Annotated in this window: 21 protein-coding genes, 1 tRNA gene and 3 rRNA genes; 2 read left to right on the top strand and 23 right to left on the bottom strand. The window is 46.8% G+C overall.

Translation table 11 applies throughout. The features are described from left to right. Positions 1 to 163 precede the first annotated feature (163 nt). The 6 genes from yabG to metG form a co-directional block, all read right to left on the bottom strand. The gene (gene yabG, locus BQ5796_RS02370; protein ID WP_071458803.1) at positions 164 to 1,036 is read right to left on the bottom strand and encodes a sporulation peptidase YabG; all 873 of its coding nucleotides are present in this window, start codon (positions 1,034 to 1,036) and stop codon (positions 164 to 166) included. Between the two features lie 134 nt (positions 1,037 to 1,170). Further along, positions 1,171 to 2,064, bottom strand: a complete 894-nt coding sequence (gene rsmA, locus BQ5796_RS02365; protein ID WP_071458802.1) for a 16S rRNA (adenine(1518)-N(6)/adenine(1519)-N(6))-dimethyltransferase RsmA — start codon at positions 2,062 to 2,064, stop codon at positions 1,171 to 1,173. After that, positions 2,057 to 2,617, bottom strand: coding sequence for a ribonuclease M5 (gene rnmV, locus BQ5796_RS02360; RefSeq protein WP_071458801.1), 561 nt, complete (start codon positions 2,615 to 2,617; stop codon positions 2,057 to 2,059). Before rnmV ends, rsmA begins: the two co-directional genes overlap by 8 nt. Before the next feature lie 194 nt (positions 2,618 to 2,811). Then, positions 2,812 to 4,005 carry a resuscitation-promoting factor gene (locus BQ5796_RS02355; protein ID WP_071458800.1) on the bottom strand — a complete coding sequence of 398 codons (1,194 nt, stop codon included), beginning with the start codon at positions 4,003 to 4,005 and terminating at the stop codon, positions 2,812 to 2,814. 237 nt (positions 4,006 to 4,242) lie between these two features. Continuing rightward, the gene (locus tag BQ5796_RS02350; protein WP_071458799.1) at positions 4,243 to 5,010 is read right to left on the bottom strand and encodes a TatD family hydrolase; all 768 of its coding nucleotides are present in this window, start codon (positions 5,008 to 5,010) and stop codon (positions 4,243 to 4,245) included. 255 nt (positions 5,011 to 5,265) lie between these two features. Next, the gene (metG, locus tag BQ5796_RS02345; RefSeq protein WP_346190270.1) at positions 5,266 to 7,212 is read right to left on the bottom strand and encodes a methionine--tRNA ligase; all 1,947 of its coding nucleotides are present in this window, start codon (positions 7,210 to 7,212) and stop codon (positions 5,266 to 5,268) included. 416 nt (positions 7,213 to 7,628) lie between these two features. Between metG and abrB the strand changes: the two genes are divergently transcribed. Next, positions 7,629 to 7,913: a transition state genes transcriptional regulator AbrB gene (gene abrB, locus BQ5796_RS02340; protein WP_071458797.1), complete on the top strand. Its 285-nt coding sequence runs from the start codon at positions 7,629 to 7,631 to the stop codon at positions 7,911 to 7,913. Positions 7,914 to 7,960: 47 nt separating this feature from the next. Here abrB and rsmI read toward each other — a convergent pair whose 3' ends face one another. The 10 genes from rsmI to BQ5796_RS02290 all read right to left on the bottom strand — a co-directional run bounded on the left by rsmI (position 7,961) and on the right by BQ5796_RS02290 (position 15,168). Beyond that, a complete protein-coding gene (rsmI, locus tag BQ5796_RS02335) occupies positions 7,961 to 8,836 on the bottom strand; it encodes a 16S rRNA (cytidine(1402)-2'-O)-methyltransferase (protein ID WP_071458796.1) in 876 nt (291 codons plus the stop codon). Continuing rightward, positions 8,814 to 9,107: a GIY-YIG nuclease family protein gene (locus tag BQ5796_RS02330; protein WP_071458795.1), complete on the bottom strand. Its 294-nt coding sequence runs from the start codon at positions 9,105 to 9,107 to the stop codon at positions 8,814 to 8,816. The genes rsmI and BQ5796_RS02330 overlap by 23 nt, the downstream gene beginning before the upstream one ends. After that, positions 9,100 to 9,837, bottom strand: coding sequence for a tRNA1(Val) (adenine(37)-N6)-methyltransferase (locus BQ5796_RS02325; protein ID WP_071458794.1), 738 nt, complete (start codon positions 9,835 to 9,837; stop codon positions 9,100 to 9,102). The genes BQ5796_RS02330 and BQ5796_RS02325 overlap by 8 nt, the downstream gene beginning before the upstream one ends. Before the next feature lie 54 nt (positions 9,838 to 9,891). After that, positions 9,892 to 10,257 carry a DNA replication initiation control protein YabA gene (gene yabA / locus BQ5796_RS02320; protein WP_071458793.1) on the bottom strand — a complete coding sequence of 122 codons (366 nt, stop codon included), beginning with the start codon at positions 10,255 to 10,257 and terminating at the stop codon, positions 9,892 to 9,894. A gap of 13 nt (positions 10,258 to 10,270) precedes the next feature. Further along, positions 10,271 to 11,101, bottom strand: coding sequence for a PSP1 domain-containing protein (locus tag BQ5796_RS02315; RefSeq protein WP_071458792.1), 831 nt, complete (start codon positions 11,099 to 11,101; stop codon positions 10,271 to 10,273). Continuing rightward, positions 11,094 to 12,101, bottom strand: coding sequence for a DNA polymerase III subunit delta' (holB, locus tag BQ5796_RS02310; protein WP_071458791.1), 1,008 nt, complete (start codon positions 12,099 to 12,101; stop codon positions 11,094 to 11,096). Before holB ends, BQ5796_RS02315 begins: the two co-directional genes overlap by 8 nt. Positions 12,102 to 12,147: 46 nt before the next feature. After that, positions 12,148 to 12,588 carry a YaaR family protein gene (locus tag BQ5796_RS02305; protein ID WP_071458790.1) on the bottom strand — a complete coding sequence of 147 codons (441 nt, stop codon included), beginning with the start codon at positions 12,586 to 12,588 and terminating at the stop codon, positions 12,148 to 12,150. Positions 12,589 to 12,607: 19 nt separating this feature from the next. Then, a complete protein-coding gene (locus BQ5796_RS02300) occupies positions 12,608 to 12,937 on the bottom strand; it encodes a cyclic-di-AMP receptor (RefSeq protein WP_071458789.1) in 330 nt (109 codons plus the stop codon). A gap of 138 nt (positions 12,938 to 13,075) precedes the next feature. Further along, the gene (tmk, locus tag BQ5796_RS02295) at positions 13,076 to 13,717 is read right to left on the bottom strand and encodes a dTMP kinase (RefSeq protein WP_071458788.1); all 642 of its coding nucleotides are present in this window, start codon (positions 13,715 to 13,717) and stop codon (positions 13,076 to 13,078) included. 23 nt (positions 13,718 to 13,740) lie between these two features. Beyond that, positions 13,741 to 15,168, bottom strand: coding sequence for an aminotransferase class I/II-fold pyridoxal phosphate-dependent enzyme (locus tag BQ5796_RS02290; protein ID WP_071461112.1), 1,428 nt, complete (start codon positions 15,166 to 15,168; stop codon positions 13,741 to 13,743). A 281-nt stretch (positions 15,169 to 15,449) separates the two neighbouring features. On the opposite strand from BQ5796_RS02290, the gene BQ5796_RS02285 reads away from it, so the two are divergent. Then, positions 15,450 to 15,653 carry a sigma factor G inhibitor Gin gene (locus BQ5796_RS02285; protein ID WP_071458787.1) on the top strand — a complete coding sequence of 68 codons (204 nt, stop codon included), beginning with the start codon at positions 15,450 to 15,452 and terminating at the stop codon, positions 15,651 to 15,653. Between the two features lie 158 nt (positions 15,654 to 15,811). Here BQ5796_RS02285 and BQ5796_RS02280 read toward each other — a convergent pair whose 3' ends face one another. From BQ5796_RS02280 to BQ5796_RS02245, 7 genes are all read right to left on the bottom strand, one after another. Next, entirely contained in the window at positions 15,812 to 16,027 is a 216-nt protein-coding gene (locus tag BQ5796_RS02280; RefSeq protein WP_071458786.1) for a hypothetical protein, read from the bottom strand. A 1,798-nt stretch (positions 16,028 to 17,825) separates the two neighbouring features. Beyond that, a 5S ribosomal RNA gene (rrf, locus tag BQ5796_RS02270) occupies positions 17,826 to 17,941 on the bottom strand. Between the two features lie 114 nt (positions 17,942 to 18,055). After that, positions 18,056 to 20,991 (bottom strand): 23S ribosomal RNA (locus BQ5796_RS02265). Between the two features lie 122 nt (positions 20,992 to 21,113). Beyond that, positions 21,114 to 21,190, bottom strand: a tRNA-Ile gene (locus BQ5796_RS02260). A gap of 112 nt (positions 21,191 to 21,302) precedes the next feature. After that, positions 21,303 to 22,852, bottom strand: a 16S ribosomal RNA gene (locus tag BQ5796_RS02255). The 16S, 23S and 5S rRNA genes sit together here with 1 tRNA gene alongside, the layout of an rRNA operon. A gap of 428 nt (positions 22,853 to 23,280) precedes the next feature. Then, positions 23,281 to 23,544: a pro-sigmaK processing inhibitor BofA family protein gene (locus tag BQ5796_RS02250; RefSeq protein WP_071458784.1), complete on the bottom strand. Its 264-nt coding sequence runs from the start codon at positions 23,542 to 23,544 to the stop codon at positions 23,281 to 23,283. A gap of 93 nt (positions 23,545 to 23,637) precedes the next feature. Further along, positions 23,638 to 23,862, bottom strand: coding sequence for a YaaL family protein (locus BQ5796_RS02245; protein ID WP_071458783.1), 225 nt, complete (start codon positions 23,860 to 23,862; stop codon positions 23,638 to 23,640). Between the last annotated feature and the right edge of the window lie 3 nt (positions 23,863 to 23,865).

Below are 23,865 nucleotides of genomic sequence, written 5' to 3'. Positions count from 1 at the left end.
TAAACCCAATTCTTTTTCGGCATCTTAATTTACGTAATACGAGCCATAAATAGGAAGGGGGCAGTATGAAATCAGTTTCTCAGATTTCAAATACTGCCCCTTCATTCTCAATTATTTTAAGCGGGCTTTTTTCATGATCCAGCATCAGGACAGCCGCTTATCCCTACTCTTTCTTATGGTAAGGCATTCCTGTTCTAAGTACACCTTTTGTCTCCACTCCCCCAAGCCCCTTATCGCCTGTCAGGGTGTTCCGAAGCACCTCCCACACGTTGACTCTTTCCATGAAAGGCGTAAAGCTGATTTTAGAAACAATGTAGACAGGGTCAAGTGCATGGATATTCACCCTTGTTGGAGAACTCGCAAAGTTTGCCCCAGCATTGATCAGCGATTCGAAGTGTGACTGGCACGCACCGGCAAAAATGACAAGCTGATCAAGGTTCGGAACCTTTCTTCTTGCCGCTTTGACTGCCTGACTAAAATGCCAGGAATGCCTGTATGCCTTGATATCTTCAGGGGTACCCTTTGACTTGGAGTACGCATCGTGTCCAGTGATAACAAGGATATCAGGCCTGTAGACATCGATGAGTTCGCCGATTCTCGTTGGCATCTCCCGCTCACTGCAATGGATGCCATAGACAGGAACGCCTACCCGTTCATACAATGTCAGGCACTTTTTCAAGTAGTTGCTGTCGCCGTCTAGGTGAAGGACCCTCCCGGGAATCTGAAAGTAACCACCCGACTTGCTGTAGCCTTCGGTCGCTTCGTATTCCTGCTTCTGAAGCAAAAGGTGCACATCCTGGCGAAACAGCCGGAAGGACTGCTCTTCCTGCGACCGGCATTCATTCGCAATCCGCCGCACTCTTTCTGGATCTAGCCTCACCAGATCTTCGTATGGTGCATCTGCACAAAGCCTGTAATCCTCGCCGTATAGAATGGCAATCTTCTTTCCGCCTTCCACCTTTATATCAATTACTCGAAATACGATATCGCAGTTATAGGAAAGTCTCCCGACAACATCCATTTTTCCGATATTCACCGTCTCACCCCAAACCGCCCGCCGCCGGGCATCAGAAAATTTTTTCCTTCCATAGGCTATGCAAGGATGAAAAAATAGGTGATAGGAGCGCGAAAAAGCCGGCTGCGAAACACTGCCGGCTTATTGATATTTAGCTATTGTTTTTCTTTTGCTGAGAATACAGGGTACAACGCATCGCTGAGACGGGCAAATTCTTCAATCGAGAGCGTCTCACCCCGCCGCGATTCTTGAATTCCCGTTGCCTTAAGCGCTGCAATAATTGCTTCCTTCCTTGCCTTACCATCAGGAAGCTGGCTTGTCAGATTATTTAAGATTGTCTTCCTCCGCTGGGCAAAGCTGAACCTTGTAACTTGAAAGAAAAAGTCTTCGCTGATGACTTTTACAGCGGGTTCTTCTCTCATCGTCAGTCTAATAACTGCAGAATCTACATTAGGCTGTGGAATGAAGACCGTCTTCGGTACAATCATTACCGTCTCAGCTACACAGTAGTACTGAATGGCGATAGACAGCGAGCCATATTCCTTTGTTCCAGGTTTTGCCGCAATCCTATCTGCAACTTCCTTCTGAAGCATTCCCACAATGCCGCGTATTGGAAGTTTTTCCTCCAACAGCTTCATAATAATTGGCGTCGTAACATAGTACGGAAGGTTCGCGACAACCATCAGATCGCCATTTTCTTCGCCTTCCTCCTTCAATACCTGCATGACGTCCGCTTTCAAAATATCCTCATGGATTACTTTCACGTTGTCATAAGGGGATAGCGTATCGGCGAGGATCGGGAGGAGGCGCTGGTCAATTTCAAATGCGATGACTTTCCTGGTCCGTTTTGCAAGCTGTTCCGTCAATGCACCAATTCCCGGTCCAATCTCGATGGCAGCACTATTTTCAGTAAGGTTTGCATGATCCACAATTCTTCTAAGGATATTTGTGTCGATTAAGAAATTTTGGCCAAGACTTTTTTTAAAAGAAAAACCGTATTTTTCAAGAATCTCTTTTGTCCGTACCGGTGTAGCGATATCTTTATGCATGTTCTTCCTCCAGTCTGATCTGTTCCATAGCCGCCGCGAACTCCGCTTCACTGACTTCGAACATCATCAGCCGCTTATGGAGCTGCTTGCCATTTGTATAGCCTATCTTCAATAGCCTGCCTAACTTTTCCCGCCTTCCTTTCGCCCCAAGCCCTGCAATGAGCCCTGCATCCACCAGGTCATCCATCGTAATGCGCTCACAGGCGGAATCATTCATCATCACCGCTCCTTTAAGCGCTTGCCTAATCGTCTCAGGAGAAGCGTGTTCCACACCGACTCCCCTGCCGTTCTTTGGCTGCCCCTGGTCCTTCTCAATGAATGCATGCCTGCACCCGGGAACCTCCGCAGCAATGGTCTTGCGAATTTTCTCACCGGGATAGTCAGGATCAGTGAAGATGATGACTCCTCTGGATTTCTGAGCCCTTTTGATCATTTCAATTGTTGCAGCATTAATGGCGGAGCCGTTCGTTTCGATGGTATCAGCATTAATTGCCCTTAGGATGGCTTTTGTGTCATCTTTTCCTTCGACCACGATTACCTCTTTTATTTTCATAAATCCTCCGTTTTTTTTTTTGAAAAATTTGAAACATAAATGAAATATAAACGTCTATATAATATATAAGTCCTTTTTTCGAAATGGGTTTTGAGCATGTTTATTATACCGTAAATGAAGGAAGGATAAAAACACGCTCATGAAGCGAGGAAAAGAAAAAACAGGGGAAAATTCCCCTGCTTGAAGAAACATCATTAGAGCACTCTGATTTTTACTCGTTTCGATCCCCATCGGTAAGCGTCGGATTTCGAAGGGAAAAACACATCGATTTTATAACCTTTGATTGCAGACCCTTTGTCGGCTGCAACTGCATAGCCATAGCCCTCGACATAAACCTTCGTACCAAGCGGAATCACGCTCGGGTCGACAGCAATGACCTTAGCATTCGGATTTGCCCTCAGGTTATAGCCTGTTGCGGTAAATCCAGAACAGCCATTGCAATCAGCAGTATAGGCTGTAGAAGATACATAAAACTCCTTGCCACCGCCTTGTGGCGCGGGTTCGGATTGGCCCCTTGAGACTTGTTGGGCAATAACCCTTGTTCCCATAGCGAGCACTTTATCCTGTTTTTCTTTCATCTTCTTCTCGCTGATAAGTTCTCTTGATACTTCCTTGCCGTTCTCCAGGACGACCTCATACTTTTTGGATACGAGGCCTTCTCTGCCTTCTGTCATAACTCTTTGCTGCCCTCGGTCCAGATTGCTGTCATTTTTCGTGACAACGGCAAACTTGATAGGTTCTTCCACTACATCGGTGACTTTTTCAATTCTCACGACATTAATCACGGCATTTTTTGTGACTGTCTCTTTAAGTGTGGGTTCAACTCGATCCAACTTGCTTAGTTTAACCCCTTGCTGTGATAAAAAGTCAGCGACCGTAGTCGAAGTTGACCAGACTTCCTGTTCCTTCCCGCCAACGATAAGCTTAAGCGGAAAAGCCCTTTGGATCGCAATGCTATCATGCTTTTTCAATTTTGCATCCGGGTTGGGACTGACTTTGTCAAATTTCCCTAACATGATCTTCTGTTCCTTGAGGAACTCGCCGACAGTGTCAGCATGAGACCAGTACGTACGCTTTCCTTCTCCCTGCTTTACCATAATCGGCTTTGCAGGTTTCCACACAATTTCCAAGTTTTCCCGTATCTTTGTCTTCGCATGATGCGATAAGTAATCTTCTTTGCCAAGAGAGATGTTTAGTTCATTAAATATATCCTGAACGGTATCCGCGTGTGTCTTTACTATTTTGTCTTGGCCATCCAGTGTCAGTGCAACTGTCTTCTTAGTGCCTTCATACAAGAAGAAACCAAGCGTTGCAACAAACACTAGAAAACTAGCAGAAAGGATCGCCAGCTTCTTTCTACTCAAAGATTGGGAAAACATGTTTTTCATATTTAAGTTTGCTATGAAAAACGCCTCCTTTACTCGAGTGATTATATAAATAATGCTGCCGATATGTCAACCAAACCCTCCTTTCGTTAGAACGCAACCATATTATGCAAGAACTTTCTGAGAAAAGAAAGCAGGAGTTCTCGACACGGTTATCCTATGCGACAAGGTACCCTCATAGAACAAGTATGAAAGAGAAGATTTTGGACAACCCGGCTGATAAATCGACAGCATCCTTTATCAATTTATGCCGAAAACTTTTTTCGCATTTCTCGTTGTTTCCTCTGCTACCTCTTCGAAAGATAGACCCTTTATTTGTGCAATTTGCTCTGCAACAAGCTTCACATATGCAGGTTCATTTCTTTTTCCCCTGTAAGGATGTGGAGCAAGGTACGGACAATCCGTCTCGATTAGCAGCTTATCAAGCGGTACTATTTCGGCAACTTCCTTCGGTTTTTTAGCATTTTTAAATGTGACTGGACCTCCGAGGGAAATGTAAAAGTTCATTTCCAGACATTGCACTGCTGTTTCTGGGCTGCCGCTGAAACAGTGCATGATTCCGCCAACCTCTGAAGCCTTTTCTTCTCTAAGGATTTCAACGATATCGGAAGTTGCTTCGCGATTATGAATGATGATCGGAAGGCCAACTTCTTTAGCAAGTCTAATCTGCTTGCGGAAAACCTCTTGCTGGATCTCTTTCGGAGACTTGTCCCAATAATAGTCAAGACCCATTTCTCCTAGCGCCACAACTTTTGGATGGGCAGAAAGCTCCCTTAGCCACTCTAAGTCTTCCTCTTTCATATCCACCGCATCTACAGGATGCCAGCCAACACTTGCATATAAGAAATCATATTCCTCTGCTAGGCTGATTGCTTTTTTAATCGTCGGCCGGTCAAATCCCACAACTACCATATATTCAATTCCTTCGTCTCTCGCCCTGTCAATCACTTCTGTTAAGTCTTCATGGAATTGATCTGCATTTAAATGGACGTGTGTATCAAAAAGCATTTTTCACTGCTCCTTTATGCTTTACTATATAGTTCTTACGGTTCTATCTTTTTATGTCGTTTTTCCTGCAAACTCCCCATTGCAGAGGTGATCCTGCCCCTCGAGTGTAACCGGATAGGAGGAATACCAGCAACTATTCGGCTGATCAGACACCGAACCGGGTACATGGACCTATAAAGAAAAACATAGAAATGTTACCCGCTATTGTTACACGTGAAACATTTCTATGCTGTATCGCTTGATATCTTTTTAAGCTTATTTGACCCTTGCGCCAAGCGGAAGCGATTCCGCCACTGATGCCATTGCCAATTTTCCATCCTTCGAACCCGCGAGAATCATGCCTTGTGACAGTTCGCCTCTTAGCTTTACAGACTTCAAATTGGTAACGCAAATAACACGTTTGCCGATGAGTTCTTCCGGTTTGTAATGCTGGGCAATCCCTGAAACGACTTGGCGCTTTTCGTACCCGAGGTTCAGCTGAAGCTTCAGCAGTTTGTCAGTTTTCTTCACCGGCTCAGCTTCCATGACTTCCGCAACCCTAAGCTCCACTTTCATAAAGTCATCGATGGTGATTTCCGGCAATGACTCAGGTTTTTCTTCTTTCACCGGGAGCGTTCCTTGCATCTGCTCCTTGATGTAGGCTACTTCCTCTTCGATTTCCAGACGAGGGAATATTGGCTCCCCTTGATGGACTTTTATGCCTTCTGGAATCATTCCGAAGGTTTCAAGACCTTCCCATCCCTTTAGCTTTTCATCCGTGATGTTAAGCTGACTAAAAATTTTTTCCGGTGTCCTAGTCAAGAATGGACGAAGCAGAATCGCAATGCGGCGCAGCGACTCCGCGAGATGGACCATTACGTTATCGAGTTCTTCTTTCATGTCCTCCGATTTTACCAACACCCACGGCTGCTTTTCATCAATGTACTTATTGGTCCGGCTGACAAGCTGCCAAATGGAAGAAATGGCAATTGAGAACTCCATTTTCTCCATCGCTTCTTCATACTTTTCTGCCGTTTGTTTGTTCATTTCAAGAAGCAAATGTTCAAACTCGCCTTCAGATCCTTTGTATTTCGGAATTTCTCCTCCACAATACTTGTTGATCATCGCAACGGTTCGATTCAGAAGGTTGCCAAGGTCATTGGCAAGGTCAAAGTTGATTCTCTCCACGAAGCCTTCAGGTGTGAAAACACCATCTGAACCGAACGGTACTTCGCGAAGCAAGTAATAGCGAAGCGCATCAAGACCGTAGCGGTCGATGAGCATAACTGGATCAACAACATTTCCTTTCGACTTGGACATCTTTCCGTCCTTCATCAAAAGCCAGCCGTGTGCAAATACCTTTTTCGGCAACGGCAGGTCGAGGGCCATCAGCATAATCGGCCAGTAAATCGTATGAAAACGGACGATTTCTTTTCCAACGATATGGACATCCGCAGGCCAGTAATTCAAATACTTTGAATCGTCCTCCGTTCCATAGCCAAGCGCTGTGATATAGTTTGACAATGCATCAATCCAAACATAGATGACATGCTTCGGATCTCCCGGCACCTTGATTCCCCAATCAAAAGTAGTGCGGGAAACAGCGAGATCCTCTAATCCTGGCTTAATAAAGTTGTTAATCATCTCATTTTTTCTAGATTCCGGTTGGATAAACTCAGGATTCTCTTCATAGAACTGAAGAAGCCTGTCTGCATACTTGCTCATCCTGAAGAAGTACGATTCCTCCTTGACAAGTTCTACAGAACGACCGCAGTCAGGACAATTGTCATCCTTGAGCTGGCGGTCAGTATAAAAGGACTCACATGGCGTACAGTACCAGCCTTCATATTGATCAAGGTAAATATCTCCCTGTTCCAACAGGCGGGCAAATATTTTCTGGACGATAGCTTTATGCCTATCTTCCGTCGTGCGGATAAAATCATCATAGGAAATGTCGAGCTTTTTCCAAAGCTCCTGGATTCCCCCTACAATTTCATCTACATACTGCTGTGGCGTCACACCTTTTTTCTCTGCGTTTCGTTGAATCTTTTGACCATGCTCATCCGTTCCAGTCAAATACATGACATCATACCCACGAAGTCTTTTATACCTAGCCATTGCATCGCCTGCTACTGTCGTGTAGGCATGGCCGATGTGCAGGTTGCCGCTGGGATAATAAATTGGTGTGGTGAGATAAAAGGTTTTCAACTTTTCCTCCATCATGCTTTCCTCCTTATTATGGCACCGACTGCTGTTAAGCAGCCGAAAACACTGAAATATCAATACTTCATTATCCTCAAAATATACCTAATAATGCTAAATAACGCAACTTTACAAAGTGAAATTCCTCCTTCGACAAAAATCTGTAGATTCTTGTCGATAAATATTTCGGGTCTTGAATAATCCTTTCAGCGCAAAAATGTTTTTCCAGTAAATTACCTGATATTGCCTTGCGAGTTGAAAAAAAAACCGTATCAACCCTTGTAATATCAAGGTTTTAGCCAACCTTAAAAATTTTTTAAAAAAAAGAAAATAAAATTATTGACGTATATGGGAATGGCTGGTATTATTAAAAATATAAAAATAAATGTCGAAATATGACGAATGATGCAAAACACCCATGGGAGGAGAATGATAATATGAAATCTACTGGTATCGTACGTAAAGTTGACGAGCTTGGCCGCGTGGTAATTCCAATCGAATTGAGAAGGACTTTGGGTATCGCTGAAAAGGACGCCCTTGAAATCTATGTGGATGATGACAAAATCATCCTGAAAAAGTACAAGCCTAACATGACTTGCCACATCACTGGCGAAGTTTCTGATGACAACATCACACTTGCAGGCGGTAAACTGATCCTGAGCCGTGAAGGCGCAGAGCAGCTTCTACAAGAGATTCAAAATTCTTTCGAACCTGCAAAGTAATCATAATAATATAGTGAAAGCTTCCCCCGTATGGGAGAAGCTTTTTTCTATTCTACGTGGTACGCTTGGTAAACATCCCGTTTATTCATATTTCTGTCCTTCGCTGCCTTCTTAATGGCTTCCTTTGATGGCAGACTTTCCGTCACTATATAATGTTCGACATGCCCTTTTAGTGTCATTTCTTTCCACCAGTTTTCTTCTTCATCCTGCTGCTGAGGACTGGCTCCTTCCACGATTAAAACAAATTCACCCCTAGCTTCTCCTGCCTCCGCCCAGCTCCTTGCTTCCGCAATCGTACCCCGGATAAATTCCTCGAACTTTTTCGTCAATTCCCGGCATAACACAATCTTTCTCTGTCCAAACGCTTCTTCCATCAAAACCAGCGTTTCCTTCAGCCTGTGAGGAGCCTCATAAAAAATCAATGTTGCTTCCTGTTTTGCTAAGATATTAAGCTCCTTCCGCTTTTCCTTCTTGCCGCGCTGAAGAAAGCCGTAGAAGAAAAAAGGCTGAGTCTTTATTCCCGAGGCAATCAAGGCAGTAAGAGCTGCATTCGCACCAGGCAGGGGTACAACCGTCAGTCCTTCCTTTATTGCTGCTACAACTAGTTCATAACCAGGGTCAGAAATTGTCGGCATTCCTGCATCGCTGACGAGCGCAACTTTTTCACCCTGCCGAATGCGTTCGATGATTTTCTCGCCGCTTGTTTCCTTGTTATGCTCGTGGTAACTCGCAACATGTGTGGAAATTTCGAAATAATTGCAGAGCTTTTTTGTATTCCTTGTATCTTCGGCAGCGATTAAATCTACTTCCTTCAAAAGCCTTACAGCCCTATAGCTCATATCTTCAAGGTTTCCAATCGGCGTGGGTACAAGATAAAGTATCCCTTTTTCTTGTTCGCGCTCAAAGCTCTTTTGCTGCTGCATATTGGCCCTCCGTCTCTTTCATTAAAAAGTCCTCTTTCTTTTTCCGGGTGAGCTGTTTAAAAGCATATTCTGCCTTCATCGCTTCACTCTTATCTTCATACTCTTTGCTGTATAAAAGGGTCACAGGTCCTCGCCCTCTTGTATATTTCGCTCCCTTGCCTTCATTATGTAGTTTCAGGCGTCTTGGGAGATCATTCGTATAGCCAGCATACAGACTGCGGTCACGGCAAAGGAGCACGTAGAAATAATGCTTCTGCTCGGCTTCACTCATACAGGATTTCCTTCATTTCATCCGTATACTCATCGTTTTCTTTATATACAACAAGTGGATTGAGTATCTTCAAGTCGGGTTTTCCATCCTTGATGCCTTCTATCAAGAGGGTATTCGCTTCCTTTCCTGTCTTTGGGTAGACAAACTGGATGCGCTTCGGTTCTATCCTGTATTTCCTCATTGTTTCAATAATGTCAATCAAGCGTCCTGGCCTGTGCACAAATGCAACCTTTCCGCCCTGCTTAGCGAGCTGGCTTGATGCCTTTACTGCATCATCAAGGGTGCAGAGAATTTCATGCCTGGCAATTGCGAGGTGCTCATTCTCGTTCTGTTCCTTTTTTTGCGGTGTAGGGAAGTATGGCGGATTGCATGTAACCACATCATATTTGCTATGGCCTAGTTCCCTCGGCAAATTCCTGATGTCGCCATTGACCATGTTGATTTGTCCTTCCAGTCCGTTGTAGGAAATGCTCCGTTTTGCCATATCATAGAGCCGTTCCTGAATCTCCACACCTGTGATTGTCCCTTTAGTCCTCGTGCTAAGAAATAGAGGAATGACACCGTTCCCGCTGCAAAGGTCGATGAGACTGCCTTTTTGAATCGGAACATACACAAACTTTGATAGCAGCACGGCGTCAAGCGAAAAAGCAAACACGGAGGGGCTCTGAATAATCCTCAGGTTTTCCGCTAACAGGCAATCGAGCCTTTCATCATCTTTCAGGTTGACCATGTACTACCTCCGAAAATGGAAAAATAGCCTCCCCTATTTGGGGAAGGCTTCGTTTTACTTTTTATTGAGAAAAGACAAACAAAACAGGCAATCCCCTTCTTTTCTTGGACTGCCGAAATGAAGGTTGCAAATGTGGAAGCCTTCCTGGTACAGGCGGGCAAGATTATCATATCCTTCCCCAATGTCTACAGGGCTCTTGCCTTTTGCTTTTCCTTTCCCGCTCCTCGTCTTGCTTTTTCCATCTTTCACTTCTGCAGTTTGTTCCAGACGGCGTCTTAAATGTTCATTTTCAATTTTTAACGTATTATTCTCTTCCAAAATCTCTGCTAAGTGCTCTTTGAATTCGCCTAGTTGTCGATACAAGTTGCCAATTTGCGATTCCATATTGCTGACTGAGTCGAAAATTTCCTTTTTATCCACCTTTTCCACCTCATTAATCCGTGGATGATTGTATCGAAACGGCGCCTTCTTTCAGCACTTCTTCAAGCGTGTATTCCAGCACTCGCTCCTGGCCCGTCATTTCAACCTGCATAATCCGTTCCAAAATGTTCAGCCCCACAACTTTACCAGGACCGTTTGGAGTTGCGATTATTTCGCCGATATCCGGAAGCTGCTCCTTGGCTGTCTCATACTCATCGTTTTCGTATTTCAAGCAGCACATGAGCCGTCCGCAAAGTCCGGAAATCTTCGTAGGATTAAGAGACAGATTCTGGTCTTTGGCCATCTTAATCGAAACCGGATCGAAATCTCCCAAGAACGTCGAGCAGCAAAGCATTCTGCCACACGGTCCTATCCCGCCGAGCATCTTGGCTTCATCCCTTACGCCAATTTGCCTAAGCTCAATCCTTGTCCGGAAAATCGAAGCCAAGTCCTTAACGAGTTCGCGAAAATCGACCCTTCCATCCGCAGTAAAATAAAAGATGACTTTGTTGCGGTCAAACGTATATTCTACATCGACAAGCTTCATTTCCAGCCGATGCTCGTTCACTTTTTCAAGGCAGATCTTATAAGCTTCCTGTGCAGCTGCCTTATTTTCCTCCACAATGAGACGATCCTTGTGATCCGCAATCCTGACGACTTTTTTAAGCGGAAGAACAACGTCATTCTCGCCCACCTTTTTGCGGCTTGTGACAGCGCGTCCGTATTCGACGCCCCTCACTGTTTCCACAATTACGAAATCATCTTTTTCGATTGGGAGATCTGCAGGATCAAAGTAATATATCTTCCCCGCTTTTTTGAAGCGGATACCTACTACATCATACAAATGAAGATCCCTCCTGCATTTTTAGCACCAGCTCTTCCATCAGTAGCTGGGGATTCATATTGGCCTGCAGTTTCCTTTTTGAATCGAGGATCGCTGCCATTTGTCCGGTTAGACGCCGTCCGGATGTCTGCAGCGCGTGCTGTTCGAGCCGCGAGCGTTCACCCAAATTGACAATTTTCTCTGTTGTGCCAAGCTGGATATATAGTAAATCTTTCAAAAAAAGAAGTAATAGATCCAAACCACGATCAATTTGCCCTTTTTCCTTAAAGTGTCCGAACCAATCCTCTTGAAGCATTGTCATCGCTTCGAGCGGACTTTTTTTCAGCACTTCATATAATTCTACCACTATTTTTTGGGCTTGTGCAAACCAATCATCACGGCTCCATTCCAACGCTTCTTCCAGATTGTTCGTCAATTGTGCCACCAATCTCGCTTTATTTGCATCGATGCCCGCTGCCTCTAACTTTTTCTCCAGAAGCTCCGGTGAAAGTGGCCGCATCGGGATTACCTGACACCTGGAGAGGATGGTCGGCAGGATTTGCTGAAGCTGCTCTGTAATAAGGATGGCCATCGTTCCAGGATACGGCTCTTCGAGAAATTTCAGAAGGCTGTTTGCTGCGTTGACTGTCATCTTGTCTGCATGGACAATCGTGTATAGCTTCTTTTGCGACTCAACACCCGTTTTGGCAAATTCCTCCTGCAAAAGCTGAATTTGCCCCTTTTTGATGGAAAGCCCATCCGGCTCGACCAAATGGATATCAGGATGATTTCCATGGCTGATTCTTTTGCAGTTCAAGCAAACTTCGCATGGTTTATAGCCGTCCACAAGCGTTAGACAGAACATGCTCTTTGCCATAAGGAGACCAATCTCCCTTTTACCTGTCCCCCTGCTTCCTTCCAGCAAATACGCATGGGCAACCCTGCCTTTTAATATGCTGTTCTTCACCATCTTCAACGCCGCGGGCTGCACCCGTTCCATTTCATCCCATGTCCTAGCCAAACCCATCACTCTCTAACATTCGTAAAATGTGGCAGTTTCCTGCATTTCATGTATATAAATTGATAAGAAGTCCTTTAATCTCGCCAATTTTATCTAAAATATCAATCGTTTCCGCTTCTTTTCCAAGAAGGGCTTCGGCAAGTTCTACCAGTTTGTCATCAATCGTTCTGACCGTCTTTAGCGGTCTTCCCTCGCCAAACTGGTTCCAGCTATGCGACTGATTCAACTCCATGCCGAAATCAACTGTTTCCTGGACAAACTGCTTCACAAGCGCTTTGAATTTAGCCATATCTCGAAAATTGCGAGACTTGGCAAGCCTTTCTCCAGCAGCATTAATTGCCCCCAAAAGCTGCTGGATTTGCGTTACCTGCATTTTATGCTCCTGCCGTTGGACAAGTTCATGGAACTTCATTCCACCAGCAGGCAACTGTTTTTGTTCCTGCCTGACATTGCCCATCCCAAGCCGGATATCCTTGTTAATTTTCATCCTTCCACATTCCTAACTGTTAAAATTGGTGAAATTGCTCAACAGGAAGGACAAACACGGTTGCACCGCCAACTTCCACTTCCACAGGGTATGGGACATAAGAATCGGCATTTCCCCCCATAGGAGATACCGGTGCAACAAGCTGTTCTCTAGACTTACAGCTGTCCCGAATAATCTGCAGAGCCTTTTCGACTCTGACATCCTCCACCCCAATAATGAACGTAGTATTCCCCGACTTCAAGAATCCCCCTGTGCTTGCCAATTTGGTTGCGCGGAAATTATGATCAACAAGCGCATTGGACAGACGGTTTGAATCCTGATCCTGAACGACTGCCATGATCAATTTCATTCCATTTCCCCCTCCATTTTTTAATAATACCGTTTGTTATTAATTCTATTATAACAGCTATTGATTGGTCACACAGCGCTAAAACAGCAACTTCCACCGACTTCCATATTGTTGTAAAAAAGCCTTAAAGGCAGGGCTTTAAGGCACCATTTTTTTCAGGAAAGCTTCCATCACTTTCACCGCGTCTTCCAGTACGTCTCCAATCGGCCGCAAGGCGTCTATAACAGTGATTCTTGAAGAAAACCTGTCCGCAAGCAGAAGGTATCCTTCCCTCACTCTTGTGTGAAAATCAAGATGCTCTAAATCGAGCCGATTGACCTCGCGTCCGCTGTGTTTGTTGATTCTCTCCAGTCCTACTGCGGGATCGAGATCAAAATAAAGCGTCAAATCCGGCATCGTATCTTCAATTGCAAACTTATTAATAGAATACACTTCCTCAATGCCTAAGCCTCTTGCATATCCTTGGTAGGCAAGTGAACTATCGATGAATCGATCACAAAGAACTATTTTGCCATCGCTAAGTGCAGGAATGACCTTCTCAACAAGATGCTGTCTTCTAGCTGCTGCATAGAGAAGCGCTTCCGTTCGCGCGTCCATCTTCGTGTTATCCTTATTCAGGATGACACTTCGAATTTGTTCCGATATATCAATGCCACCAGGTTCCCTCGTGAAAACAACTTCTTTTCCTTCCTCGGAAAACCGTTCGGCAAGCATGGTGATAATCGTTGTTTTCCCTGCTCCCTCGGGACCTTCTACGGAAATGAAATAACCTTTTTTCATGTAAAAACCTCCAAAGCTCTGCATCATTTAAAAATAGTAAGCAATCCTTTTCCTAGAAGGCTCCCTCCCTGGATTTTCGCACCGTTATCCAGCAGAAGACGAAGCTGGGCAAGCTCTTCCCTTCCTATTCTTATACCCGGCATGAGAAGCGGTATACCCGGCGGGTAGGGAATGACCATTTCGGCGCAAACCTCTCCCTCTGCTTCTTCTAGAGCCACTGCTGTTTTCTCCATCTCTTCCATTTCTTGATACGGAATAGCCATGGAAATAAACGGTTTTTGCTGAAATGGCTGTAGCTGCTGCACCTTGCTTGCTGGATTTAGCTTTGTAGCGGCAGCACGTATTTTCTCGATTGCTTCCGCAAATCTCCATCGATTTTCTTTTTTCAAAAGCGGAAGGACGAGAAGGACATGATAAGGATCGGCGAGCTCGCCATATATGCCTTCTTCCTCAAGCCGTGCTTGCAATTCATACCCAGACTGTCCACCGTTTGGCTTAATCGTCAGCTTCAAGGGATCACCGCCATCAAGCGGAAGAACTTCGAGTCCTTTCACATCGGCAGCTTCCATTCGAAACTTGCTGATCCTTTGAATCAGTTCCTCTAAGTCTCTCTGAGTATAAGTCCCTAAATAACTCCTTGCAAGGTCGAGCGATGCCATAATAGGATAGGATGGACTGCTCGACTGCAGCGTTTGAAGCCATGACTCGACTGCCGTTATTGAAATTCTCTTACTGGTAATATGAAGGTAGGCACCCATTGTCATTGCGGGCAGCGTTTTATGTGCTGACTGCACAATGCAATCGGCACCAAGGCTAACGGCAGATGCCGGAAAAGGCTGACCCAGCGTGAAATGTACGCCGTGTGCTTCATCGACAAGCACTGGTATTTTTCGTGCATGCGCGGTCGTGACGATGGCACCAAGATCATTTACCATTCCATAATAGTTCGGATAGGTGAGGATAATGGCTTTCGCTTCAGGATATTTCTCCAGAGCGGCTTCCACCGTCTGCAGTGCTACTCCTCCAGCCACCGTTCCCCCATGCTGCGTTTCCGGACTCAAAAAGACCGGATGCGCTTTTGCCATTCTAATCCCATTCATAATCGATTTATGTGAATTACGTTGAACAAGCACAATATCATTTTCCTTTACAGTCGCAAGGATCATTGCAAGATTCCCCGCCGTAGACCCATTCACAAGGAAATAGCTTTGCTCCGTCCCGTAGAGCCTTTTTAGGAGTCCCTGCGCTTCCAGGATAGGTCCTTCTGGCGAATGGAGATCATCCAATCCTGTCAGTTCGGTTGCATCCATCTTGAGCAACTCCCTGAAATACTTCTGGGCTCTATCAGGAATAATTTCACCATATTTATGGCCTGGCACATGGAATGAAACCGGAGCCCCTGCTGCATGCTTTACAATGCAGTCGTATAATGGTGTTCTTTTTTGATCCAATACGTTCACCATTCTTCCCGGTATAAAATTGATACCTGTCTATTTTACCAAATTTGCCTCAAGCCGGCATAGGGATCCCATGACAAGTGGCTTTTAAATCTAACTTATTTTTACTTCGTTTAGTCCGAAGCCTGTATGATCAATCATTTTTCGATAGACATACAATGATGGACGCTGGTTCACATACAATAGGAATCAAGTAAACTCTGGCCGCGACTATTCGAAATATTAGTATAAAAAGAATTTTGCCGGGCAGAATAAGTGTATGGAGGTGGAGGAAAATGGACTACAAACTTGAAAACAAGCAATACGGGGAAAACTGTGTGGTATGCGGTCAAACAAAGGCAGCAGGCTTACATCTGTACACTTCATTTATCTGCACGGAATGTGAAAGGTCCATGATACGAACAGAAACAAGCGATCCAAACTATAAATACTTTGTCCACCAGCTAAGAAAAATCACCAAACCTGAGATTTACTCCTGAAGTCCTAATGGGGCTTCTTTTTTTCTAGTAAACAACTGAGTTGGGGGGCGGATTCACTCACACCGGGGGCGTTATCAACCAAGTTAGGCGCAGAATCAGCCAACTTTGGGGAGAAATCGCTCATCTTGCGGAAGAAATCAACCAACTTCTTCGATAAATCAACCAAACGGCGTTCCTGCGCCTTTTTCCGGTATCGGGGTGGTTAAAAGCGTCGCTTGCAGGTACTCTTTTAAGGGTAATCGGGTGGCCTGGGGGGCGGATTCACTCACATCGGGAAGGTTATCACTCAAGTTATGCGCAGAATCAACCAACTTTGGGGAGAAATCGCTCATCTTGCGGAAGAAATCAACCAACTTCTGCGATAAATCAACCAAACGCCGTCCCTGCGCCTCTTTCCGGTATCGGGGTGGTTAAAAGTGTCGCTTGCAGGTACTCTTTCAAGGGTAATCGGGCGGCCTGGGGGGCGGAATCACTCACATCGGGAAGGTTATCACTCAAGTTGTGCGCAGAATCAACCAACTTTGAGGAGATATCGCTCACGTTGCGGACGAAATCAACCAACTTCTGCGATAAATCAACCAAACGCTGTTCCTGCGCCTTTTTCCGGTATCGGGGTGGTTAAAAGTGTCGCTTGCAGTTACTCTTTTTAGGGCGAACAGGTGGCCTGGGGGACGGAATCAACCAAGTTGTGCGCAGAATCAACCAACTTTGAGAAGAAATCGCTCATGTTGCGGACGAAATCAACCAACTTCTGCGATAAATCAACCAAACGCTGTTCCTGCGCCTTTTTCCAGTATCGGGGTGATTAAAAAAGTCGCTTGCAGGTACTCTTTTTAGGGCGAGCGGGTGGCCTGGGGGGCGGAATCACTCACATTGGAAGAGTTATCAACCAAGTTGAGCGGAGAATCAACCAACTTTGGGGAGAAATCGCTCATCTTGCGGGAGAAATCAACCAACTTCTGCGATAAATCAACCAAACGGCGTTCCTGCGCCTCTTTCCGGTATCGGGGTGGTTAAAAGTGTCGCTTGCAGTTACTCTTTTTAGGGCGAGCGGAATGTCTGGGGGGCGGAATCACCCACATCGGGAAGGTTATCACTCAAGTTGAGCGCAGAATCAACCAACTTTGGCGAGAAATCGCTCATCTTGCGGAAGAAATCAACCAACTTCTTCGATAAATCAACCAAACGCTGTTCCTGCGCCTTTTTCCGGTATCGGGGTGGTTAAAAGCGTCGCTTGCAGTTACTCTTTTAAGGGTAATCGGGAGGCCTGGGGGGCGGAATCACTCACATTGGAAGAGTTATCACTCAAGTTGAGCGCAGAATCAGCCAACTTTGGCGAGAAATCGCTCATCTTGCGGAAAAAATCAACCAACTTCTTCGATAAATCAACCAAATGCTGTTCCTGCACCTTTTTTCGGTATCGGGGTGATTAAAAGTGTCGCTTGCAGTTACTCTTTCAAGGGTAATCGGGTGGCCTGGGGGGCGTTATCAACCAAGTTAGGCGCAGAATCAGCCAACTTTGGGGAGAAATCGCTCATCTTGCGGAAGAAATCAACCAACTTCTTCGATAAATCAACCAAACGGCGTTCCTGCGCCTCTTTCCGGTATCGGGGTGGTTAAAAGTGTCGCTTGCAGTTACTCTTTCAAGGGTAATCGGGTGGCCTGGGGGGCGGAATCACTCACATCGGGAAGGTTATCACTCAAGTTGAGCGCAGAATCAACCAACTTTGAGGAGAAATCGCTCACGTTGCGGAAGAAATCAACCAACTTCTGCGATAAATCAACCAAACGCCGTTCCTGCGCCTCTTTCCGGTATCGGGGTGATTAAAAAAGTCGCTTGCAGGTACTCTTTTTAGGGCGAGCGGGTGGCCTGGGGGGCGGAATCACCCACATCGGGAAGGTTATCACTCAAGTTATGCGCAGAATCAACCAACTTTGGGGAGAAATCGCTCATGTTGCGGAAGAAATCACCCAACTTCTTCGATAAATCAACCAAACGATGTCCCTGCGCCTTTTTCCGGTATCGGGGTGATTAAAAGTGTCGCTTGCAGTTTGTTGTTCTAATGATTCAGGACTAACTGATGGGTTGCGAGCTGTTTACGGGAAAACGGGAACAAATCATCGTGATCTCAAACACAAAAAAGAACAGCCCGACTGAGCTGTTCTTTGATTGCCTGGCAGCGTCCTACTCTCACAGGGGGAAACCCCCAACTACCATCGGCGCTGAGAAGCTTAACTTCCGTGTTCGGTATGGGAACGGGTGTGACCTTCTCGCCATCGCCGCCAGACTATTTGGTTTGAGGATTGTTCCCTCAAAACTGGATAATGTATGTTTCAGAAGGTAAAGAAGAATGAGTATGCCTAATTGTCCAGCTTCGGCTCTTCGCCTCCGCTTTTCTTTTTTGGTTAAGTCCTCGATCGATTAGTATCAGTCAGCTCCACACGTCACCGCGCTTCCACCTCTGACCTATCAACCTGATCATCTTTCAGGGATCTTACTAGCTTACGCTATGGGAAATCTCATCTTGAGGGGGGCTTCATGCTTAGATGCTTTCAGCACTTATCCCGTCCGCACATAGCTACCCAGCGATGCTCTTGGCAGAACAACTGGTACACCAGCGGTGCGTCCATCCCGGTCCTCTCGTACTAAGGACAGCTCCTCTCAAATTTCCTGCGCCCACGACGGATAGGGACCGAACTGTCTCACGACGTTCTGAACCCAGCTCGCGTACCGCTTTAATGGGCGAACAGCCCAACCCTTGGGACCGACTACAGCCCCAGGATGCGATGAGCCGACATCGAGGTGCCAAACCTCCCCGTCGATGTGGACTCTTGGGGGAGATAAGCCTGTTATCCCCGGGGTAGCTTTTATCCGTTGAGCGATGGCCCTTCCATGCGGAACCACCGGATCACTAAGCCCGACTTTCGTCCCTGCTCGACTTGTAGGTCTCGCAGTCAAGCTCCCTTGTGCCTTTACACTCTGCGAATGATTTCCAACCATTCTGAGGGAACCTTTGGGCGCCTCCGTTACATTTTAGGAGGCGACCGCCCCAGTCAAACTGCCCGCCTGACACTGTCTCCCGCCCCGATAAGGGGCGAGGGTTAGAATTTCAATACAGCCAGGGTAGTATCCCACCGACGCCTCCACCGAAGCTGGCGCTCCGGTTTCCAAGGCTCCTACCTATCCTGTACAAGCTGTACCAAAATTCAATATCAGGCTGCAGTAAAGCTCCACGGGGTCTTTCCGTCCTGTCGCGGGTAACCTGCATCTTCACAGGTACTATAATTTCACCGAGTCTCTCGTTGAGACAGTGCCCAGATCGTTACGCCTTTCGTGCGGGTCGGAACTTACCCGACAAGGAATTTCGCTACCTTAGGACCGTTATAGTTACGGCCGCCGTTTACTGGGGCTTCGATTCAGAGCTTCGCGTGAGCTAACCCCTCCTCTTAACCTTCCAGCACCGGGCAGGCGTCAGCCCCTATACTTCGCCTTGCGGCTTCGCAGAGACCTGTGTTTTTGCTAAACAGTCGCCTGGGCCTATTCACTGCGGCTTTTCCGGGCTATTCACCCTAAAAAGCACCCCTTCTCCCGAAGTTACGGGGTCATTTTGCCGAGTTCCTTAACGAGAGTTCTCTCGCTCACCTTAGGATTCTCTCCTCGCCTACCTGTGTCGGTTTGCGGTACGGGCACCCGCGATCTCGCTAGAGGCTTTTCTTGGCAGTGTGGAATCAGGAACTCCGAAGAATAAATTCTCCTTGCCATCACAGCTCAGCCTTCACGCAAGTGGGATTTGCCTCACTTGCAGCCTAACTGCTTGGACGCGCTAATCCAGCAGCGCGCTTACCCTATCCTCCTGCGTCCCCCCTTCACTCAAACGATCACTAGGTGGTACAGGAATATCAACCTGTTGTCCATCGCCTACGCCTTTCGGCCTCGGCTTAGGTCCCGACTAACCCTGAGAGGACGAGCCTTCCTCAGGAAACCTTAGGCATTCGGTGGATGGGATTCTCACCCATCTTTCGCTACTCATACCGGCATTCTCACTTCTAAGCGCTCCACAAGTCCTTCCGGTCTTGCTTCAACGCCCTTAGAACGCTCTCCTACCGCGGACACCAACGGTGTCCACCCACAGCTTCGGTGATACGTTTAGCCCCGGTACATTTTCGGCGCAGAGTCACTCGACCAGTGAGCTATTACGCACTCTTTAAATGGTGGCTGCTTCTAAGCCAACATCCTGGTTGTCTAAGCAACTCCACATCCTTTTCCACTTAACGTATACTTTGGGACCTTAGCTGGTGGTCTGGGCTGTTTCCCTTTTGACTACGGATCTTATCACTCGCAGTCTGACTCCCACGGATAAGTCTTTGGCATTCGGAGTTTGTCTGAATTCGGTAACCCGATGAGGGCCCCTAGTCCAAACAGTGCTCTACCTCCAAGACTCTTACAACGTGAGGCTAGCCCTAAAGCTATTTCGGAGAGAACCAGCTATCTCCAGGTTCGATTGGAATTTCTCCGCTACCCACACCTCATCCCCGCACTTTTCAACGTGCGTGGGTTCGGGCCTCCAGTAGGTGTTACCCTACCTTCACCCTGGACATGGGTAGATCACCTGGTTTCGGGTCTACAACCACATACTTAAATCGCCCTATTCAGACTCGCTTTCGCTGCGGCTCCGCCTTCTCAGCTTAACCTTGCATGGGATCGTAACTCGCCGGTTCATTCTACAAAAGGCACGCCATCACCCATGAACGGGCTCTGACTACTTGTAGGCACACGGTTTCAGGATCTCTTTCACTCCCCTTCCGGGGTGCTTTTCACCTTTCCCTCACGGTACTGGTTCACTATCGGTCACTAGGGAGTATTTAGCCTTGGGAGATGGTCCTCCCTGCTTCCGACGGGATTTCACGTGTCCCGCCGTACTCAGGATCCACTCAGGAGGGAACGAAGTTTCGAATACAGGGCTTTTACCTTCTCTGGCCGGCCTTTCCAGACCGCTTCATCTACCCCGTTCCTTTGTAACTCCATGTTGAGTGTCCTACAACCCCAGAAGGCAAGCCTTCTGGTTTGGGCTAATCCCGTTTCGCTCGCCGCTACTCAGGGAATCGCGTTTGCTTTCTCTTCCTCCGGGTACTTAGATGTTTCAGTTCCCCGGGTCTGCCTTCCATACCCTATGTATTCAGATATGGATACTGTTCCATTACGAACAGTGGGTTTCCCCATTCGGAAATCTCCGGATCAAAGCTTGCTTACAGCTCCCCGAAGCATATCGGTGTTAGTCCCGTCCTTCATCGGCTCCTAGTGCCAAGGCATCCACCGTGCGCCCTTTCTAACTTAACCATTCGGTGTATCATCAGCGTCGAATCTCTTCGTCAGCCGCGCTCTCTGAAAATCCTCACGTACGAAAAGTACNCGTGCAAAGCAGGCGCTCTCCCAGCTGAGCTAAGGCCCCGTTTATGGGATGGTGGGCCTAAATGGACTCGAACCATCGACCTCACGCTTATCAGGCGTGCGCTCTAACCAGCTGAGCTATAGGCCCACAAACAGGAAAATATAGAGAGTTATTGCTCCCTCAAAACTAAACAAACAAGCAGTCAACTTACGAACCCGAAGGTTCGCATTCCGATAGTCCTAAAAGACTATATCCTTAGAAAGGAGGTGATCCAGCCGCACCTTCCGATACGGCTACCTTGTTACGACTTCACCCCAATCATCTGTCCCACCTTAGGCGGCTGGCTCCAAAAGGTTACCCCACCGACTTCGGGTGTTACAAACTCTCGTGGTGTGACGGGCGGTGTGTACAAGGCCCGGGAACGTATTCACCGCGGCATGCTGATCCGCGATTACTAGCGATTCCGGCTTCATGCAGGCGAGTTGCAGCCTGCAATCCGAACTGAGAATAGATTTATGGGATTGGCTTCACCTCGCGGCTTCGCTGCCCTTTGTTCTATCCATTGTAGCACGTGTGTAGCCCAGGTCATAAGGGGCATGATGATTTGACGTCATCCCCACCTTCCTCCGGTTTGTCACCGGCAGTCACCTTAGAGTGCCCAACTGAATGCTGGCAACTAAGATCAAGGGTTGCGCTCGTTGCGGGACTTAACCCAACATCTCACGACACGAGCTGACGACAACCATGCACCACCTGTCACTCTGTCCCCCGAAGGGGAACGTCCTGTCTCCAGGATTGTCAGAGGATGTCAAGACCTGGTAAGGTTCTTCGCGTTGCTTCGAATTAAACCACATGCTCCACCGCTTGTGCGGGCCCCCGTCAATTCCTTTGAGTTTCAGCCTTGCGGCCGTACTCCCCAGGCGGAGTGCTTAATGCGTTTGCTGCAGCACTAAGGGGCGGAAACCCCCTAACACTTAGCACTCATCGTTTACGGCGTGGACTACCAGGGTATCTAATCCTGTTCGCTCCCCACGCTTTCGCGCCTCAGCGTCAGTTACAGACCAGAGAGTCGCCTTCGCCACTGGTGTTCCTCCACATCTCTACGCATTTCACCGCTACACGTGGAATTCCACTCTCCTCTTCTGCACTCAAGTCCCCCAGTTTCCAATGACCCTCCACGGTTGAGCCGTGGGCTTTCACATCAGACTTAAAGGACCGCCTGCGCGCGCTTTACGCCCAATAATTCCGGACAACGCTTGCCACCTACGTATTACCGCGGCTGCTGGCACGTAGTTAGCCGTGGCTTTCTGGTCAGGTACCGTCAAGGTACCGGCAGTTACTCCGATACTTGTTCTTCCCTGACAACAGAGCTTTACGACCCGAAGGCCTTCTTCGCTCACGCGGCGTTGCTCCGTCAGACTTTCGTCCATTGCGGAAGATTCCCTACTGCTGCCTCCCGTAGGAGTCTGGGCCGTGTCTCAGTCCCAGTGTGGCCGATCACCCTCTCAGGTCGGCTACGCATCGTTGCCTTGGTGAGCCGTTACCTCACCAACTAGCTAATGCGCCGCGGGCCCATCTGTAAGTGACAGCCGAAACCGTCTTTCAGCTTCCCTTCATGTGAAGGAAAGGATTATCCGGTATTAGCTCCGGTTTCCCGAAGTTATCCCAGTCTTACAGGCAGGTTGCCCACGTGTTACTCACCCGTCCGCCGCTGACTTCCGGGAGCAAGCTCCCTTCTGTCCGCTCGACTTGCATGTATTAGGCACGCCGCCAGCGTTCGTCCTGAGCCAGGATCAAACTCTCCATAAAAGAGTGAGTGATTAGCTCATCAAATAAAACGTTGGCTGATGGTCAGTGACCATCATATTATTGTTTGTTGACGCTTGTTTGTTTAGTTTTCAAAGAGCAATATCGCCCGAGGCGACTTTATTAATTTAACATAATGACAACAGCTTGTCAACATTTTTTATCACCATCATCGTTGCCGTCATTAGCAGCGACGAAACCTATCATATCATGAACTTATTTAGAAAGTCAACAATAAACAAAAACATTTCGACACAGCAATTCTAATATATAAATAAAGCGGTAGGAATACTGCGACCAAAAAGGCATAGATAGCCATACCGAAAATATGATGGAATTAGAGCTGAAAAATAAAAGACTGTACTCAAACTCACGGTTTGAATACAGTCTAAGCTGCGATAATAGGCAGAAGTCCGAGACTAATTGTTTTATTATATAATCCACGTTTGTATAGCTACGAGCGCGCAAAGCCCAGGAATTCCAAGAATGCCGGATACTGTTGCTGTAACAAAGTTGATTGGCACATGAATGCCATAGTTTGCTCCAAATGCATTCAGGAAGAATAAGAACAATGCTCCAATCATAATTTTTATGATACTTTGGCCCGCCAGCCTAAGTGGTTTCATTGGAGCCCCTGCAACTAAAAGGATAAGAATGAGGCCGCCAATAATCGAAATGATGACTACAGGATCCATTTCATGGTACTCCCTTCGCAGAAAACTTGTACTTTAGTGTATGGCCAAGCTTCGCGAAAAAGAACCGTATCCTGGCGGCACCTCAATTAAAACTTAGTTTATTTTTTTCAGGCTGACCTTCCGTTCTTTCGCTTCCTTAAAAAGATAAAAATATTTGGCCTCAGCAAGTTTTGCTTCAGCAATGAATTCATCGGATGGGTCAAAGCTCTTCTCCATAAGAGTACGTTGGTTGTTCCAATCATGCTTCAATATTTCGAGCTGGTTCAGCAGCTTTTCGTCAAACTCTTTTCTAAGCTTTTTCTTCCTGCTGAAAAACATGTT

It is taken from the genome of Bacillus massilinigeriensis (genome assembly GCF_900111815.1).
Classification (GTDB): Bacteria; Bacillota; Bacilli; order Bacillales; family Cytobacillaceae; genus Mesobacillus_C; species Mesobacillus_C mediterraneensis.
The sequence above is the reverse complement of the archived record's forward strand: the minus strand, read 5'-3'. Positions and strand labels throughout refer to the sequence as shown.

Excerpts from the sequence above, each read along its gene's own strand:
- rsmA (WP_071458802.1), bottom strand. The coding sequence starts at position 2,064 with ATGCATAAAGATATCGCTACACCGGTACGGACAAAAGAGATTCTTGAA.
- rnmV (WP_071458801.1), bottom strand. The coding sequence starts at position 2,617 with ATGAAAATAAAAGAGGTAATCGTGGTCGAAGGAAAAGATGACACAAAA.
- BQ5796_RS02355 (WP_071458800.1), bottom strand. The coding sequence starts at position 4,005 with ATGAAAAACATGTTTTCCCAATCTTTGAGTAGAAAGAAGCTGGCGATC.
- BQ5796_RS02350 (WP_071458799.1), bottom strand. The coding sequence starts at position 5,010 with ATGCTTTTTGATACACACGTCCATTTAAATGCAGATCAATTCCATGAA.
- metG (WP_346190270.1), bottom strand. The coding sequence starts at position 7,212 with ATGATGGAGGAAAAGTTGAAAACCTTTTATCTCACCACACCAATTTAT.
- abrB (WP_071458797.1), top strand. The coding sequence starts at position 7,629 with ATGAAATCTACTGGTATCGTACGTAAAGTTGACGAGCTTGGCCGCGTG.
- rsmI (WP_071458796.1), bottom strand. The coding sequence starts at position 8,836 with ATGCAGCAGCAAAAGAGCTTTGAGCGCGAACAAGAAAAAGGGATACTT.
- BQ5796_RS02330 (WP_071458795.1), bottom strand. The coding sequence starts at position 9,107 with ATGAGTGAAGCCGAGCAGAAGCATTATTTCTACGTGCTCCTTTGCCGT.
- BQ5796_RS02325 (WP_071458794.1), bottom strand. The coding sequence starts at position 9,837 with ATGGTCAACCTGAAAGATGATGAAAGGCTCGATTGCCTGTTAGCGGAA.
- BQ5796_RS02305 (WP_071458790.1), bottom strand. The coding sequence starts at position 12,588 with ATGAAAATTAACAAGGATATCCGGCTTGGGATGGGCAATGTCAGGCAG.
- BQ5796_RS02300 (WP_071458789.1), bottom strand. The coding sequence starts at position 12,937 with ATGAAATTGATCATGGCAGTCGTTCAGGATCAGGATTCAAACCGTCTG.
- tmk (WP_071458788.1), bottom strand. The coding sequence starts at position 13,717 with ATGAAAAAAGGTTATTTCATTTCCGTAGAAGGTCCCGAGGGAGCAGGG.
- BQ5796_RS02285 (WP_071458787.1), top strand. The coding sequence starts at position 15,450 with ATGGACTACAAACTTGAAAACAAGCAATACGGGGAAAACTGTGTGGTA.
- BQ5796_RS02250 (WP_071458784.1), bottom strand. The coding sequence starts at position 23,544 with ATGGATCCTGTAGTCATCATTTCGATTATTGGCGGCCTCATTCTTATC.
- BQ5796_RS02245 (WP_071458783.1), bottom strand. The coding sequence starts at position 23,862 with ATGTTTTTCAGCAGGAAGAAAAAGCTTAGAAAAGAGTTTGACGAAAAG.